The organism is Streptomyces malachitofuscus, from assembly GCF_055571035.1.
Window position 1 is genome coordinate 57,653 of sequence record NZ_JBVIGA010000030.1, and the last position, 16,037, is coordinate 73,689.

At 69.9% G+C, this 16,037-nt stretch carries 14 protein-coding genes; 2 read left to right on the plus strand and 12 right to left on the minus strand.

The window, feature by feature from the left end:
• Positions 1-56: 56 nt before the first annotated feature.
• Positions 57-578 carry a MaoC family dehydratase gene (locus ACZ44S_RS33575; RefSeq protein WP_466936043.1) on the plus strand — a complete coding sequence of 174 codons (522 nt, stop codon included), beginning with the start codon at positions 57-59 and terminating at the stop codon, positions 576-578.
• Here the strand turns inward: ACZ44S_RS33575 and ACZ44S_RS33580 are convergent.
• Genes ACZ44S_RS33580 through ACZ44S_RS33610 form a run of 7 tightly spaced genes read right to left on the minus strand, consistent with a single transcriptional unit; the run spans position 557 to position 7,642 of the window.
• A complete protein-coding gene (locus ACZ44S_RS33580; protein ID WP_466936046.1) occupies positions 557-1,513 on the minus strand; it encodes an ornithine cyclodeaminase family protein in 957 nt (318 codons plus the stop codon). The genes ACZ44S_RS33575 and ACZ44S_RS33580 overlap by 22 nt on opposite strands.
• Positions 1,498-2,526: a 4-hydroxy-2-oxovalerate aldolase gene (dmpG, locus tag ACZ44S_RS33585; RefSeq protein WP_466936049.1), complete on the minus strand. Its 1,029-nt coding sequence runs from the start codon at positions 2,524-2,526 to the stop codon at positions 1,498-1,500. Before dmpG ends, ACZ44S_RS33580 begins: the two co-directional genes overlap by 16 nt.
• Positions 2,523-3,452: an acetaldehyde dehydrogenase (acetylating) gene (locus ACZ44S_RS33590; protein WP_466936052.1), complete on the minus strand. Its 930-nt coding sequence runs from the start codon at positions 3,450-3,452 to the stop codon at positions 2,523-2,525. The genes dmpG and ACZ44S_RS33590 overlap by 4 nt, the downstream gene beginning before the upstream one ends.
• Positions 3,439-4,344, minus strand: coding sequence for an HpcH/HpaI aldolase/citrate lyase family protein (locus tag ACZ44S_RS33595; RefSeq protein WP_466936055.1), 906 nt, complete (start codon positions 4,342-4,344; stop codon positions 3,439-3,441). The genes ACZ44S_RS33590 and ACZ44S_RS33595 overlap by 14 nt, the downstream gene beginning before the upstream one ends.
• A complete protein-coding gene (locus ACZ44S_RS33600) occupies positions 4,341-5,621 on the minus strand; it encodes an 8-amino-7-oxononanoate synthase family protein (protein WP_466936058.1) in 1,281 nt (426 codons plus the stop codon). The genes ACZ44S_RS33595 and ACZ44S_RS33600 overlap by 4 nt, the downstream gene beginning before the upstream one ends.
• The gene (locus ACZ44S_RS33605; RefSeq protein ID WP_466936061.1) at positions 5,618-6,466 is read right to left on the minus strand and encodes a cupin-like domain-containing protein; all 849 of its coding nucleotides are present in this window, start codon (positions 6,464-6,466) and stop codon (positions 5,618-5,620) included. Before ACZ44S_RS33605 ends, ACZ44S_RS33600 begins: the two co-directional genes overlap by 4 nt.
• A 39-nt stretch (positions 6,467-6,505) precedes the next feature.
• Positions 6,506-7,642 (minus strand): MFS transporter, encoded by a 1,137-nt coding sequence (locus ACZ44S_RS33610; RefSeq protein WP_466936064.1) that lies wholly within the window; start codon positions 7,640-7,642, stop codon positions 6,506-6,508.
• Positions 7,643-8,137: 495 nt separating this feature from the next.
• Between ACZ44S_RS33610 and ACZ44S_RS33615 the strand changes: the two genes are divergently transcribed.
• Positions 8,138-9,607 (plus strand): aminopeptidase P family protein, encoded by a 1,470-nt coding sequence (locus ACZ44S_RS33615; protein WP_466936140.1) that lies wholly within the window; start codon positions 8,138-8,140, stop codon positions 9,605-9,607.
• Between the two features lie 353 nt (positions 9,608-9,960).
• On the opposite strand, the gene ACZ44S_RS33620 is transcribed toward ACZ44S_RS33615, so the two are convergent.
• Genes ACZ44S_RS33620 through ACZ44S_RS33640 form a run of 5 tightly spaced genes read right to left on the minus strand, consistent with a single transcriptional unit; the run spans position 9,961 to position 16,016 of the window.
• The gene (locus ACZ44S_RS33620; RefSeq protein ID WP_466936066.1) at positions 9,961-10,794 is read right to left on the minus strand and encodes a phytanoyl-CoA dioxygenase family protein; all 834 of its coding nucleotides are present in this window, start codon (positions 10,792-10,794) and stop codon (positions 9,961-9,963) included.
• Positions 10,795-10,851: 57 nt separating this feature from the next.
• Positions 10,852-13,794: a non-ribosomal peptide synthetase gene (locus ACZ44S_RS33625; RefSeq protein WP_466936069.1), complete on the minus strand. Its 2,943-nt coding sequence runs from the start codon at positions 13,792-13,794 to the stop codon at positions 10,852-10,854.
• Positions 13,791-15,428, minus strand: coding sequence for an amino acid adenylation domain-containing protein (locus tag ACZ44S_RS33630; protein ID WP_466936072.1), 1,638 nt, complete (start codon positions 15,426-15,428; stop codon positions 13,791-13,793). Before ACZ44S_RS33630 ends, ACZ44S_RS33625 begins: the two co-directional genes overlap by 4 nt.
• A complete protein-coding gene (locus tag ACZ44S_RS33635; RefSeq protein WP_466936075.1) occupies positions 15,421-15,753 on the minus strand; it encodes an acyl carrier protein in 333 nt (110 codons plus the stop codon). Before ACZ44S_RS33635 ends, ACZ44S_RS33630 begins: the two co-directional genes overlap by 8 nt.
• Complete coding sequence (locus ACZ44S_RS33640) at positions 15,750-16,016, minus strand: acyl carrier protein (protein ID WP_466936078.1); 267 nt, start codon at positions 16,014-16,016, stop codon at positions 15,750-15,752. Before ACZ44S_RS33640 ends, ACZ44S_RS33635 begins: the two co-directional genes overlap by 4 nt.
• Positions 16,017-16,037 lie beyond the last annotated feature (21 nt).

The following is a 16,037-nucleotide window of genomic DNA, read 5'->3' on the forward strand; positions in this document are numbered from 1 at the left end:
ATAGCGTACAGTCGCACCGCCCGGCAACCGCCGTATCGCACAAGGGAGATCGACGCATGACGCTGCGCCGCATCCGGGACAACGAGTACGTGGAAGAGCACGGCGGGGACTACGAGGACTTCGAGCCCGGGATGCTGATCCGGCACTGGCCGGGCCGGACCATCACCGAGACCGACAACACCTGGCTGACCCTGCTCACCATGAACCAGCACCCGCTGCACTTCGACCGCGCCTACGGCGAGGGCGCCGAGTACGGGAGGGTCCTCGTCAACAGCGGGATCACCCTCTGCCTGATCGGCGGCATGACCGTGCAGGCCCTCTCCGCACGGGCGGTGGCCAACCTGGGCTGGGACAAGGTCCGCCTGAAGGACCCGGTGTACGTCGGCGACACGCTGTACGCCGAGAGCCGGATCCTCCACAAGCGGCTGTCCAGGTCCCGCCCGGGACAGGGGATCATCACGGTGGAGACGACGGGCAGGAAGTCGACCGGGGAAACGGTCATCGTGTTCGAGCGCTCCTTCATGGTCCGCTGCCGCGAGACGCGGCACGAGGCCCCTCAGCCGCACGAAGCCTCGTAGAGCGCCGCAGCGGCGGCCGTGTCCTCGACAGCCATGCCGACGCTGCGGAACACCGAGGTACGGCCGTCCCCCGCGGCCAACCCGTCCACCAGCGCGCCCAGTTCGACCAGCTGATGCTCGCCGATCAGTCCTGCGGCGAGCGCGGCCCGTACCTCGGCGGCCTCCTCGACCGCTGCGGACCGCTCCTCCACGACGACGAACGCGTCCGCGAGCAGCGCCGGTTCGACCTCGACCGCGTCCTCGTGGGTGCCGCCGATCACGTTGACGTGTGCCCCAGGGGCCACCCAGTCGGCCGCCACCAGGGGCGTGCGGTCGCTGGTCGAGGTCGTCGTGCAGACGATCTGGGCGTCCAGCACGGCGTCCCGGGCCATATCGCACACCGTGACCTGCACCGCGGGGCCCGACGTGTCCCGTACCCACTGGGCGAACCTCTCCGTACGGGCACGGGTGCGGGAGAACACCCGCACCGAGCGGACCGGGCGGACCGCCGACACCGCCCGTACCAGCGCCCGCGCCTGCACCCCGGCACCGATGAGGGCCAGGTCCTCGGCGTCCTTCGGGGCGCACAGGCGGGTCGCGAGAGCCGCGACCGCGCCCGTGCGGACGGCGGTCAGCTCGGCGCCCTCCAGCAGCGCCGTGACCCGCCCGGTCTCCAGGTCCGTCAGCACCACCACGCCGTGGATCAGCGGGAGGCCGCGGTCGGGATTGTCCGGAGTGAGCGTGGTGATCTTGACGCTCCCCACCCCGCGCCTCTCCCAGACCGCCGTCCCTGCCAGCAGCTCCCGCTGCGGGCCGTGCTGGACGACGGTCCGCGACGGCGAGGACGTCCTGCCCGCCGAGAGATCGGCGAACGCGTCGGCCAGCGCGTCGATCACCCGGAGCAGACGCTCCTCGCCCGCCATGTCCCCGGCGTTGATCATCAACGGTCCCGCCATGCGCCCCTGCCGTCCTCACAGGCGCTCAGCTCCGCGACGACGTCGACGATCAAGTCCTCCTGCCCGGCGATGGCCTGACGCCTGCCGAGCTCGAAGAACACGTCGCGCGGATCGACCCCGGCGCGCCCGGCGTGGTCGAGCACCTGATGTTTGAACCCCGAGAAGACCCCGGCCAGACCGCTGACGATGCTCAGCGAGCCGATGACCGGTGGTGCGGGCATGAGTTCCCGCTCCGCGAACTCGGCGGCGTCGAGCAGCGCGTACAGGTCGATTCCGGTGCGGAACCCGGTGCGTTCCAGGACCGGAACGAGCACCTCCAGCTGGGTGTTGCCCGCCCCGGCACCGAAGCCGCGTGCGCAGCCGTCGATGATCGTGGCGCCCGCCCCGGCGGCGGCAACCGAGTTGGCGACGGCCATGCCGAGGTTGTTGTGCCCGTGGAAGATCACGGGCACCTCGACGGCCCCGACGATCGCGCCGATCCGCTCGGTGACGTCCTCGGGCAGGAAATGGCCGGCGGAGTCCATGATGCCGACCGCCTGCGCCCCGTACCCCACGGCCTTCGCCGCATGCTCGGCCAGCTCGGCGGGCGTCGCCATATGGCTCATCATCAGCACGCAGTGCGCCTCGGCGCCCTCGGCCCGCAGGAATTCGAGGTGGCGCTCGGCCAGCGACGTCTCGGTGCAGTGCACGCCGATACGGAGGACGTCGGCGCCGTGCGCGACCGCCCTGCGCAGATCGGCGGAGGTGCCCCAGCCGGGCAGCATGAAGACGCCCATCCTGGTGGTGGTCAACGCCTCCCGCACGGTCGACAGCATCTCGTCGTCGCTGACGGCGGCCCGCCCGACCTGGAGCGAGGAGGCGCCCAGGCCGTTGCCGTGGCCCACCTCCACCACCGGGATCCCCGCGGCGTCGGCGGCTTCCGCGTACCCGCGCAGCGCGGCGGCGCCGAGCTGGTGCCGTACCGCGTGCTGGCCGTCGCGCAGCGTCGGGTCGTGGATCGTCACGGAGCTCATCGGCCCGCCCCCGTCCGGGCTGCCGAGGAGAGCCGGGCAGCGTGCTGCTCGGCGACCATGATGGCCGCCGAGTTGATGATGTCCAGGTTCCCGGCGTACGGCGGAAGCACTTCGCTGTCCGCCATGACCTCCAGGGAGACGGTGATCCGGTCGCCGCTCACCGTGCAGGCGACGACCTCGTAGCAGGGCTGGACGGCCCGGACCTGCTCGGCCGCTGCGGCGACGACGGCGCGCACCGCCTCGGCGTCGGCTCCCGGGGCGACCGCGTGCACGGCCGTCCGGAAGGGCGCCGGGGGGACGGCAGGGCTGATGTTGAGGACCGCCTTGGTGTCGCGCACACCGGAGAACGCGGTGACGGCGTGCTGGGTCGTGGCCACGTACTCGTCGAGGTTCAGCCGGGTCGCGCGGCCCGCGATGGTGGAGGCCACGGTTGAGACGACCTCGATGTACTCCACGTCGAACCGGTTCGCGAGCGCGTGCGCGATCGGCACCGACGCCTGCCCGCCGCAGCTGATCAGGTTGATGTTGCGCACCGCCGACCCCTGCATGCCGGTGACGGTCGGCACCACCATCTGCCCGATCTTGCTGGGCGTCATGTCGATCAGCAGCGTGCCCAGTGGTTCGAGCAGCCGCCAGTGTTCGGCGTGCGCCATGGCGTTGGTGGCGTCGAAAACGACATCGAATGCCCGCGGCGCGGCGAGGATCGCGTCGATCCCGTCCGACGACGTCGGGTAGCCGAGCCCGGCGGCGTACCGGAGGCCGGCGGAGTCGGGGTTGCGTCCGGCCACCAGGGCGCACTCCAGAACTTCGGAGCGGTGCGCCTTGCTGACCAGGTCCTGGCCGATGGCCCCGGTGCCGATGACGGCGACGGAGACAGGGCGTACGGTCCCGGGCGTGACGCCGGTGGTGTCGTCAACGACGGTCACGGGCTGCCTCCTCTCCGTTGCTCCACGCGCCTTTGGCGCGGCACCCGAACCGCTGTGCCCACGCGTCCCCGAGCGCCACCGTCGTACGGGCCATGCGGGCGAACGGCGGGCCGACCATGCTCCCGTCCAGGAGCGCGACCCCGCCGTCGGCCGCCTGCACGGCCTCGGTGATGCGCCGGGCCCGGCGCAGCTCTTCCGGATCTGGCCGCAGGGCGCGGTTGATCGCGTCCAGTTCGGCCGGGTGCACGGTCACCTTGCCCTGGAAGCCCAGCTCGTGGACGCGGGCGATCTCCTCGGCCAGCACCACGGGCTCGCCGAGCCGGAAGTTGGCTGTGTCGATGCAGGCCGTGCCGTAGCGGGCGCAGGCCATGGCCATCGCCTGCCGCGCCGGGAGCATGTTCGCCCAGGTGATCTCGACGCCCATGGTGGCGGCCAGGTCGGCCGAGCCGAGCACCAGGCCGTCGGCGGCCTCCGCGATCGCGTCGACGCCGGCGACGGCCCAGGTCGTCTCCACGGTCACGTAGATCTGCGGATGCACGCCCGCCGAGGCGAGGGTGTCGCGCATCAGGGTGACCTCGGCCGCGACGTCGACCATGGTCATCACGACGAAGCCGGGCTTGACCGGGCACTCGGCGAGCATCAGCAGGTCGTGGACCGCTTCAATGGTGCCCAGCTCGTTGACGCGCACAGCGACGTTCGCCGGCTCGGGGGCCTTCTCCAGAGCTGCCCGGCACACATTCCGCGCTGCCGCCTTCTGCTGCGGCGGGACCGAGTCCTCCAGGTCGATCACATGGAGGTCCGCGTCGTACGACCAGGCCTTGACGACCTGGTCGAGGGAGAGCGCCGACGTGTACAGGATGCTGCGGGGGGTGGCCCGGGCCGCGCCCGTCACCGGACCGCCTCGGCCGCGAGCGGGCCAGCCGGGCGGGCGCCCGCCTCGACCAGCACCTTGCCCAGGTCGCGGATCTGCTGCTCGGTCTGGCCCGCGCGCATCATGACCCGCAGGCCCGCCGTACCGCGCGCGACGATCGGGAAGAAAACCGGGGAGACGTAGAACCCTGCCTCGATGACGAGACGGCCCGCCTCGATCACGGTCGCGTCGCTCATCGGCACCAGCCGGATCGGGAAGGTGCTGCCGCCCTGGTCGGTGTGGATCAGCGAGTCGAAGAGCTCGATGTTGCGGTAGAGGCGGTTCTGCAGCGTGGTCAGTTCGTCGGTCCGGTGGATCTCCGCCGAGGCGAGGCCGGCGCCCACCGAGGCGGTGTCCAGGAGCTGGGAGTAGTTCAGGGCGCCGCCGAAACGCTCGATGATGCGCAGCGTCTCCTTGGACTGCCCGTCGAGCACGATCGCCGCACCGCTGGTGCCGAACGCCTTGTTGAGGGTGACCACCGTGATGGTGCGCTCGTCCTGGGCCGGGTTGTGCGTACGGACGTAGCCGATCCCTCGCTCGCCGTACGCCGACAGCGAGTGCGAGTCGTCGTAGTAGACCAGCAAGCCGTACCTGTCCTGGAGCTCTGCGAGCTCCTTCACCGGCGCGTAGCCTCCCAGGCTGTCGCTGCCATCGCAGACGTAGGCGACCTGGGCGTATTTCTTGCACATGTCCTCGATGAAGTCGAGGTCGTGGTGGCGGGAGGTGACGACCTCGGTCTCGTCGGCGCAGACCGGCTTGACGTTGGCCATCGATACATGGGCGTTCTTGTCGAAGATCATCAACGGCCGGGTGCCGTTGCCCAGATGGCCGGAGGCGATCAGCGGAAGCAGGCCGAAGGTCGCGGTGCTGGCGGCGATGGAGCAGACGACCTGGGCGCCGAACAGCTCGCCGAGCGAGGTCTCCAGCTCCTGCATGGCGGGGATCTGGACCCGGCTGCGGGCGATGCAGTGGTCGAGCACGCCGTAGCGGCGCAGTGCGTCGACGGCACCCTCGATCACCTTGGGGTGGGAGTCGAGGTCCAGGTACGAGCAGCAGCTGAAATTGACGAACTCGTGGCCCGCGGGGATGAACTCATGGCCTTCGGTGGCGCGCAGGACGCCCGTCTCGGCGTCGAAGTCGGCCACGATCCCGGCTAGGCCGTGGCGCTCCGACATGTCCCAGAACTCGTTGCCGATACCGATCAGCTTGTCGTTGTTGCGGTACCGGTGGGTGGGGGTGATGGTCTGGCGCTCGGTCATGACGTGGTATCCGCCGGTTCGTAGTTGTAGACGCCCCTGAGCTTCCGGTAAACCGCGGTGTAGATCGCCACGCCGAGCACGTACGGGCGGCGGAATATCTTCGGGTCGCGCAGCCAGAAGTTCATGTTGATGTTCATGTCGTCCAGCGACTCGGCCTGGTGCCACCAGCCGAGCGGCAGATAGAGCATCTCGCCGGGCTTCAGGACCAGTTCGCGCCGCTGGGCGAGCTTGGCGGCGAGCTTCGGATAGCGCGCCCAGTCCACGTCGTCGAAGTCGAAGACCTGCGACTTGTCGCCGAACCCGCGCCTGAGCGACCTCGGGTAGTACTCCCAGAAACCGGGAGGAGCCAGGACGAACCGCTTGCTGCCCTCCAGGCAGATGTTGAAGTTCTCCAGCTCGTCGAAGTGGCTCTGGGTGAACACGCCCTTGTGGCTGATCCACAGGTTGGCGGCGTTCATGGGGCCGCGGTAGTCGAAGAGCTTCCCGGCGTCGAAGCCGAGGATCGCGTTGACGTCGGCCGGGCTGTTGCGGAAGTTCGAGACGATGCGGTTCCACGTTCGCGGGTCGTTCATGTACCGGTCGTCCTCAAAGAACTCGCGGAGCCTGATCTCCCTGGTGGTCCACCGCTCTGGATTCTGCTTGTCGCCCGGCTCGGTGAACAGAGTGACCCTCATGTCGCCGAGGCGCTCGGCCACGCCGTCGCGGCCCAGGCCCTGGGTACCCTTCGGCAGGTTGATGACCACCGGGACGTCGGCCCGAATAAGGGCTTCCCGCCCGAAGGCCAGGAACTCGTCGAACGAGATACGGGGAACCGGTAGGCCTCCGATGCTGTCCCGCCCGGACACAGAATGCGCCGTATTCACAACTCTGTCCTCGTTCTTCACTCACTGTTCTGCTGTTGCCATTTCCGGAGTGGGCTGCGCAGCAGACTCCCCCCTCCGCAGCACCGGCTGTCCGACGAGGCTCAGCACCAAGGCGACGAGTCCGCCGGCGACCCCAGCCCATGCGGCGTGCGCGGAAGTGCCCAGGTCGGCCAGACGGCCGCCGACGGCCGTGCCCGACGCGATGCCGAGGGCGCCGCAGCTGTTGAGCCACGAGAACGCCTCGGACAGGGCGCCCTTCGGAGCCACGGCTTCAAGGAGCGTGCTGCCCGCTATCAGGGCGGGCGAGACCGCGACGCCCGCGACGACCGCCAGTACAGCCATCACGGGAAGGGAGCCCGCGAAGGCCAGGGGAATCGCGCTGAGCGTCAGCACACAGGTAGTGACCGCGAGCAGTATGCCCTGCGGCACACGCCAGTTGACAGCGCCGTAGACCGCCCCGGCGACGAAGCTGCCCACCGCGATCAGCGCCAGCAGCACACCGCCCAGACCGGGCGCCGATCGCTCCTGAGCGAACGCGATCATCGTGACGTCGACCGCCCCGAACAGGAAGCCCATGCCGGCGTAGGTGATCATCAGCACCCAAACCCCGGGCACCGTGATCGCCCGCTGTGGGCGCTCGTCCGGCTTCTGGACGCTCGCCGGCTCGGACCGCCGGTGCAGCGCCACGAAGATCGAGCCGGTCACGGTCAGCATCACGCAGGCGACCAGTCCTCCTGCCGGGTGCACCGACGAGCTCAGCACGGTGACCAGCAGCGGCCCGAGGAGAAAGATCGTGTCGTCGAGCATGGACTCCATGGCGTATGCGGTACGCAGCGCACTCTGGTCGACGAACGCCGCCCAGCGCGCCCGCATGAAGCCGGTGAACGAAACGGAGGTGCACCCGGTGACCACAGCCGCGGCGACCATCGCCCACAGCGGGAACTCCAGCCCGATCGATACCAGCAGCAGTGTCATGCCGACCGCATGACCCAGGCAGGTGGTGAGCAACACCTTGCGCTGGCTGCGCCGGTCGGCCAGGCGCCCGAGGAACGGGGCTGCCACTCCCTGGGAGATGAGCATCGCCGCCGCCACCGTGCCGGCGTCGCCCAACGATCCGGTGACGGCCGAGATCAGCATCAGACAGCCGATGGAGCGCATGGCGATCGGGAACCGGCCGACCATGCCCCAGAAGGCCAGCGCGCCGGCGCCGGGCGACCTCAGTAATCGCAGATAGGACCCCAGCCCGGAATTCGACGGCGACGCACCCTCGGACACAATTCTCCTGTCAGCACAGAATGGATGACTCGAAATAATCTCGGAACTCTCGGGCTGAAAAAAGCGTGATCCGCTGCGCGTTCAGGAAACCGACTGCCGTGCGTTAGCGGCGCGAACCCCCGTTCCACACCTATGTGTTGGCTCGTCATGCTAGGTCGGCCACCCGCAGAGTGTCAATGGAGGGAATCCAGTCGGTGCAGCACGAAACAGCCAGACTTGACACCGGTCAAAATGCCTCCACTCGACGTGATTCGAATATTCTGGACGGAGTATTATTCGTGCTTTCCCATAAGATGGCGGCCGACCGCATGCGAAAGAGACGATCGTGAACAACATTCAGGAGGCGGCGTGACCGAGCGAACGCTCGAGAGTCAGGAGATCGGCCAGGAACTCCCAGTCTCGAAGACCTCGGAGGACGAGGCGAGCGAGGCCATACAGCAGCGGAAGAACGGCCTGGACAGGGATGTGAGCGAGCAACTCGCCAAGAACATGAGGCAGGGCTGGGCCGACACCGAGCGGCACGACCTGCAGCCGATCCCGCAGGCCGAGCACACCGCCCGCCGCCGTGCCGTACTGTCCGCGCGCTTTGTCGGCGAGCGCCTGGTGATCCCGGCCGGCAACCTGAAAGTCCGCGCCAACGACACGGTCTACCGGTTCCGTCCCTCCTCCGACTACACGTATCTGACGGGTGACCAGACCGAGAACGGGGTACTGGTGCTGGAACCCCGGGAGAGCGGCGGCCATGAGGCCATCGTCTATCTGCTGCCACGCTCCGACCGGGAGAACGGCGAGTTCTGGCTCTCCGACCGCGGCGAACTGTGGGACGGCCGCCGCAACAGCCTCAGCGAGAACGAGCGTCTCCTCGGCCTGCCCTGCAGGGACGTCCGCACGCTCGCCGACGCGCTCCGGAAGAGCGCCGGCCCGGTCCGCCTGCTGCGCGGCTACGACGCCGGCATCGAGGAGGCCCTCACCGACATGGTCACCGCGGAACGCGACGAGGAGTTCCGCGTCTTCCTCTCCGAAATGCGGCGGATCAAGGACGAGTTCGAAATCGCCGACCTGCGTTTCGCCTGCGAGGCCACCGCCCGTGGCTTCGAGGACGTCGTCCGCTCCCTCGACCAGGCGCGGGCCACGTCGGAGCGGTACATCGAGGGCACGTTCTTCCTGCGCGCCCGGGTCGAGGGCAACGACGTCGGCTACAGCACGATCGCCGCCGCCGGGCCTCACGCGACCACCATCCACTGGGTGCGCAACGACGGCGCGGTCCGTGACGGTGAGCTGCTGCTGCTCGACGCCGGCGTGGAGACCCGCAACCTCTACACCGCGGACGTGACCCGCACCTTGCCGATCAACGGCCGGTTCACGCCCTTGCAGCGCAAGATCTACGACGCGGTGTACGAGGCCCAGGAGGCCGGCATCGCGGCGGTGAAGCCGGGTGCTCCGTACCGCGACTTCCACCAGGCCGCTCAGCGCGTACTCGCCACCCATCTCGTCAAGTGGGGCTTGTTCGGTGACATGGACGTGGAGAAAGTCCTGGACCTGGGGCTGCAGCGCCGCTGGACCATGCACGGCACCGGCCACATGCTCGGCCTTGACGTGCATGACTGCGCTGCGGCCCGAATCCAGATGTATGTCGAGGGCGTGCTGGAACCGGGGATGTGCCTGACTGTGGAGCCGGGCCTCTACTTCCAGGAGGACGACCTGACGGTGCCGGAGGAATACCGAGGCATCGGCGTGCGCATCGAGGACGACATCCTCGTCACCGAGGACGGCAACGAGAACCTCTCGGCCGCACTGCCGCGGCAGGCGGACGAGGTCGAGGCCTGGATGGCCGGTCTCCGCTCCTGACGCACTGTCGAGGCCGGATCGCGGAGCTCGCAGGCGGCCTCGACGACGCCGACCGCCGTCGTCTGCCGGAACAGGATGGCCAGCACACGATGCCTCGTCGGGCCGCCCGGACCTGGGAGATCCAGGCCGGCCCGACAGAGTGACCAAGAGTCGTCAAATACTCGGCCGGTCGGAGCGACGGCTGTGCCCGTGGCCGACGATCCCCCGTGCCAGAAGGGCGACGCAGACTGGGCAGCACACCTCGTCGGACACCGTACGTGGTAATCGTCGAGCTCTGCTGACCAGTGCCGCTGTGCGCCAGGCCGCCTTCCACCGAGCGGTCTTCCCGGCCACCTTCTGCCTCCTGTCCGCCCCTACGCCAGCGGCCGGGGTTCGAGGCCGAGACGGTCGTCGGCGGCGGGGGTGACGGGCGTCGAGTCCCTCGTGACCAGAAATTCGGGTCGGGTGGGGTTCTTCGGGGCGTTGTCGACCGCGTTGTACGTGATCAACAGGAGCGCACGGCGGTCGGGGGAGACATTGTTCGATGAGGAGTGGACGATGCTCGGGTGGAAGGCGTGCACCGCGCCGGCCTCCCCTGTGATCAGCACGCGCCCGCTCTCCGCGGCCATCTTCTCGGCCCGCTCCTCGCGCACCGTGTAGGCGAGATCCGCCGACACGTGCTGTTGCCAGTCGGAGTCACCCTCCGGCCCCTTCTCAGGCAGATCGAAAAGCCCCATGCGGTGGGAGCCGGGGATGACGACGAGCGGCCCGTTGCCCTCATGTATGTCGTCGAGAGAAAGGGCAATGTTGACTGCGTTCGGAGTCGCCATGCCGTCCTCCTCGCTCCAGAAGGCATAGTCCTGGTGCCACGGCCAGGCCGCGCCCTCGTGGGCCTGCTTGAGGTTGACCTTGAACTGGTAGACGTACACGGGCCCGCCCGTCAGTTCTTTGGCCAGGGCCACCAGCTGCGGGTGCCGGACCAGCGCGGCGCACACCTCGTCGAACGCGTGGCAGCCGTGGATGGCGCGGACCGTGTCCGAGCCCTTCTCGTACACCACCTCGGGCCTGCGCTCGCGGCTGATCGCTGCCACCCGCTCCTTGAGCAGGGTCACGGCCTGATCCGTGAAGCGATAGGGAAACTCGCACCAACCGTCGCGGTCATAGGCAGTCTTCAGGCCCGTGAGCGCGGATTCGGTGACGACAGACATACGTGTTCTCCCTCAGATGGGTGTTCCTGATGGTGTGTGCAGATGCGACGGGTGTACTCAGTTCGCCGTCGCGGCGGGCGGATCGCCCGCGGTCAGGGCAAGCCGGTCGATCTTTCCGCTAGGTGTGCGCGGAAACTCGTGCTCAATCGGGACGTACGCCGACGGCAGCATGTAGTCGGGCAGGCAGGCGGCCAGCTCCTTGTGCAGGGCGGCCGCGTCCGGGACCGGCCGCCCGCTCGGCCGGTAGTAGGCGATGAGCCGGGTGTCCCCCACACCGGATGACCGGGCCACCACGACGGCGTCGGCGATGCCATGAAGCGACCGAATTCTGGCCTCGACCTCTCCGAGTTCGACCCGGTAACCGCGGATCTTCACCATGCCGTCCCGGCGGCCGAGGAACTCGATTTGTCCGTTCGGCAGGTACCGCGCCAGATCACCGGTGCGGTACAGGTTCCCCGTGCCGCCCTCGAGCGGATGCGGAACGAACTTCTGCGCCGTCAAGTCGGCCCGCCCCCAGTACCCATGCGACACCGGCGGACCGGCGACGCACAGCTCGCCGACCACTCCGCCCGGCACGGGCCGCAGCCGCTCGTCGAGGATGTACACCTCGGCGCCGTTGATTGGGTAGCCGATGGTGGGCATCAGGGGCCAATCGGCCGGGTTGCCGTCCATGCGCAGTGAGCTGACGCTGTGCGTCTCTGTGGGGCCGTACTGGTTGAAGAGCACAGCACCGTCGAGCCGACCGAAGAACTCGCGGATGGCCGGGGTCACGTGGAGCTGTTCACCGGCCGTGATGCACTCCCGCAGCGCGGGGGTGGGCAGATCCATCGCGGTGGCGTAGAACGCGATGCTCTGCAGCGCCACGAACGGCAGGAAGATGCGCATCACCCGCTGCCGCTCGATAACCTCGAGCAGGGCGTCATAGTCGGTGCGCTGCTCGGCGTCAATGATGACCAGGGTGCCGCCGGTGGACCAGGTGCTGAAGAACTCCAGGAACGAAGCGTCGAAGCTCAACGCCGAAAACTGGAGGGTCCGGTCGCCGGGGCCGGCCGCCGAGTCACCGCACTGCCACTGCACCAAGCCCGCGACCGGCCCGTGCGGCATGGCCACGCCCTTGGGCTGGCCCGTGGAGCCCGAGGTGTACATCAGGTAGGCCAGGTCCTCCGGCCCGGTCTCCGGCAGGGCCGGACCAGCGGGGGCGTCCGTCGCCTCCTCGGCCCACTGCTCCGGCAGGAGCACGCGCACCGACGGCGGTACAGCGCACCGGTCCCGCAGGTGCGGCTGCGTGAGCAGGGTGCGCAGACCGCTGTCCTCGATCATGTAGGTGAGACGGTCGGCCGGATAAGCGGGGTCCAACGGGACGTACGGGGAGCCCGACTTCAGGACGGCGAGGACCGCGACGGCCATGTCCAGGCAACGGTCCATCAGGATGCCCACGGGCCGGCCGCTGCCCCCGGTGCGGATCAGCAGGCGGGCCAGCCGGTCCGCCGCCGCGCCCAGTTCCTCGTAGGTGAGCTGCCGGTCGTGCCAGACGACGGCGGGGGCGTGTGGGGTGCGCCGGCGCTGTGCCTCGAACGCCGTATGGACGGGCGGCGGGTCGGCGGGGCGCGGGGCCCGCGCCCAGGTCCGAGTGACCAGTTCGTACTCGTCCGCGCCCAGCAGTGGCGCCTCGACCAGCGGCCGGTCGGGGTCGACGGCCACGGCGGCCAGCAGCGTGCGGTACCGGTCGACGATCCTGCGCGCGGTGGCCAGGTCGTACAGGTCCGTGTTGTAGTCGAGGAACCCGCGGAAGGAGCCGTCCTCGGCCGCGAGGTCGAAGCACAGGTCGAACTTGGCCGTGCCGGGGTGGGCATACAGCCGTTCGGTGGTGACGCCCGGCAGGTCCAGGCCGGGCTCGGGGCCGTCGTTGACCTGGACGACCATCTGGAACAGCGGGAACCTGCCGAGCCGCTCGGCGGTGACGGTCCGCCGGACCAGCTCGCCGAAGGGAACGTCCCGGTGCCGGACCAGGCTGAGGACCTCGGAGCGCACCGAGCGGACCAGATCCCGGAACGACATGTCGGCGTCCACGGCGAAGCGCAGCGGCATGAGGTCGCTCAGACAGCCCATGACGGAGTCGAGGTCCGCGTTCCCGCGCCGGGAGACGGGGGTGCCGACGACTATGTCGTCACCGGCGCCATGCCGGTGCAACAGAGCCACGGCCGCGGCCGTGAAAACGGTGAACGGCGTGGTGCGCGCGGTCCGGGCGAGCCGGAGTACGGCGCCGGTGACGTCCTCGCCGAGACGGAAGGCGATCCGCGCGCCCTCCGTGCCCAGCTCGGCGGGCCGGGGCCGGTCGGGCGGGATCGAGCAGATGTCCGGCGCGCCCGCCAGCCGCTCGGTCCAGTGCCGCAGGTCGTCCTCGTTCAGCGGGGCCTCGCGCTGGGCGTCCGCATAAGCGCCGAGTTGCAGGGGCCGGGCCGGGGGTGCGGTGGGCCAGGTGTCCGGGTGGTGCCGTCGGCGCCGGGCCCCGTAGAAGTGGCTGAATTCCCGGTCAAGGAGGGACAGCGACCAGTCGTCGATCACTAAATGGTGCAGCAGCACGGCCAGCACCCAGTCATCGTCGCCCAAGCGCAGCAGGGTGGGACGCAGCGGCCCGTCGGCCGGGTCCAGCGGCTCGGCTGCCAGCTCGGCGAGCCGCTCGCCGAGCTCCGGCTCAGCGCAGTCCGCGCGAACGAAGGGACGGCAGGAGGCCTCCGCGACCTGTTGTACCGGGATCCCGTCGGCCTGGAGGAAGCGACTGCGCAGGGACTCGTGCCGGTGGATCACATCAGTGAGCGCGTCTTCAACCGCGTCCGGGTCGACGTCGCCGCGCAGCCGGTGCGCCCACAGCACCGTGTAGCAGGAACGGCCCTCGGACAGAGCGTCGTTGAGCCATATCGCCTCCTGCTCGCGGGTGAGCCGGTGGGCGGCGGACCGGTCCTGCGCGGGTGGGGAGCCGCCGTCGGGCGGGAAAGTCATGAGTCGCTCCGTTCCATGAGGCGGACCGGTGCCCTGCGGGCCGGGCGCCGCGCGGGCCGCTGGCGGGGCCGGCGCAGGGCCGCGCTCTCCAGCGCGGCGCGGTCCAGCTTTCCGTTTGGGGTAAGAGGTAGGCGTGTCAGCACGGACGTCACCGTGGGGACCAGGTAATCAGGCAGTACGGTCGTCAGATGCGCGTGGACGTCGAGCGGGTCAGGCTCGCCGGAGGGTCCCACGGCGGCTTCCACATCGTCAGCCGCTTCGTCCTCGGCGCGCGTGTAGAACAGGGCGAGCCCGGTGACGGTGCCGTCCGGGCCGCGCAGCGGCACCGCCGCGGCGGAGCGCACGCCGGACACGGACGCGGCGGCGGCCTCGATCTCCGCAGCCTCCACCCGGTGCCCACGGATCTTGAGCTGCCGGTCGGTGCGTCCGCGGAAGTGCAGCGTGCCCATCGCGTCGAGGTAGCCGAAGTCGCCGGTTCGGTAGGCGCACACGGTGGCGTCCGGCAGCTCGACCGGGACGAACGCGCGTGCGGTCAGCTCGGGCTCGCCGAGGTAGCCGAGGGCCAGCCCCTCGCCCGTCAGGTGGATCTCCCCCTCCCGGCCCGGCGGGCAGCGGCGCCCGTCCGGGTCGAGGACGAGCACCCGGGTGTGGGGCACGGGCTCGCCGAGCGGGATGCCGTCGGCGCGCTCGCAGTCCTCGGGCCGGACCGCGCGGGAGGTGGCATGCATGCAACTCTCGGCCGGCCCGTAGCCGTTGACCAGGGTGATACCGGGGTGCCGCGCCAGGAACGCCGAGGCGTGCGCGGGTGACATGCGCTCGCCTCCCGCGTAGACATGCCGCAGTCCGGTAAAGCAGTCCGGGTCCTCGTCCACGAAGAGGTTGAACAGCGTGCTGGTCAACCGCAGGGTGGTGGCGCCATGATCGGCGATCATGCGACGCAGTGTCTGCGGCAGCAGGTAGTCGCCGTCCGTCAGCACCGAAGTACCGCCGGTCATCAGCTGCCCGAAGAGTTCGTAGGCGTACATGTCCCACCACGGCGGTGCCGCCTGGGGCATGACGTTGCCACGGCCGAAGCCGAGCGGGCCACCTTCGCGGAAGATGCGGGTGGCCGCCCGGTGCGGCAGGACGACGCCCTTGGGCCGGCCGGTGCTGCCGGAGGTGAAGATCACCGCGGCCGGGTCCTCAGGAGAGACCGGGTGCAGGGGTGCTCGGCGAGTGCCGTCCGCGACGGCCCGGTGCAGACCGGCGGGCGGTGACCAGACGGCGGGCGACGGGTCCAGGAGGGCCGGGCCATCGGCGACCACGACGGGCGGGTCACCCAGCATGTCCAGCACCTCCCGCAGCCGGGGAGCGGGCCAGCGGGCGTCCAGGCTGGTGTAAGCGGCGCCGAGCCGTAGCACGGCCAGCTGCGCGGTGACCAGTTCCGGTGAGCGCGGCAGCAGCAGCGGCACTATGTGCCCGGGGCCCACGCCGTGCTCGGCGAGCCGGTCGGCGTAGCCGGCCGCCGCCGCGTGCAACGTGGCGTAGTCAATGCGAGTGTCCCGGTGGATCAGGGCGATGGCGTCCGGGGTGTCCCGCGCGTGCCGGGCCACCGCGTGGTGGACCAGGGACGCGTCGAGCGGCGGCTCAGCCACGGCTGCCCTCCGGTGCGTCGGAGAGCAGGGCGATCAGGTCGGCGAGGACGTCGTGCTCCAGGACGTCGACCGGCTCGACGGGGCGGCCGGTGACCTTCTCCAGGCGGACGCACAGGCTGATGGCCTGGAGGGAGGTACCGCCGAAGTCGTAGAAGCTGTCGTCGAGTCCCACGCGGTCGACGCCGAGCACCTCCGCGACGACGGCGGCCACGGCGGTGGCGAACTCGCCGGCCGGTTCCCGGTAGGGCCCCTCGCACAGGTCGTCCCGGTGCTGCCGGGGCGGCTGGGGGCCCGGAACCGCCCCAGGGCGGACGGGGGCGCTCATGCGCTTTCCTGGTCGAGGATCGCGGCGGCCAGGTCGCGCACGGTTCGGTGCCTCATGATGAGGCGGACCGGCAGCCGGGTGCCGAGGCGGCCGCTGAGGGCGACCATCACCTGGACTGCGGTGAGGGAGTTGGCGCCGTGGACTGACAGAAAGGCGTCGTCGTCGCCGAAGTCGGCGTGTCCGAGCACCTGCTCCCAGATCTCCCGGATCACCGCCTGTGCCTCGGCCTGCGTGGTGGGCAAGGCGTTCTGCGTCTGTGTCATGAGTACGTCTTCTCCTCGCTG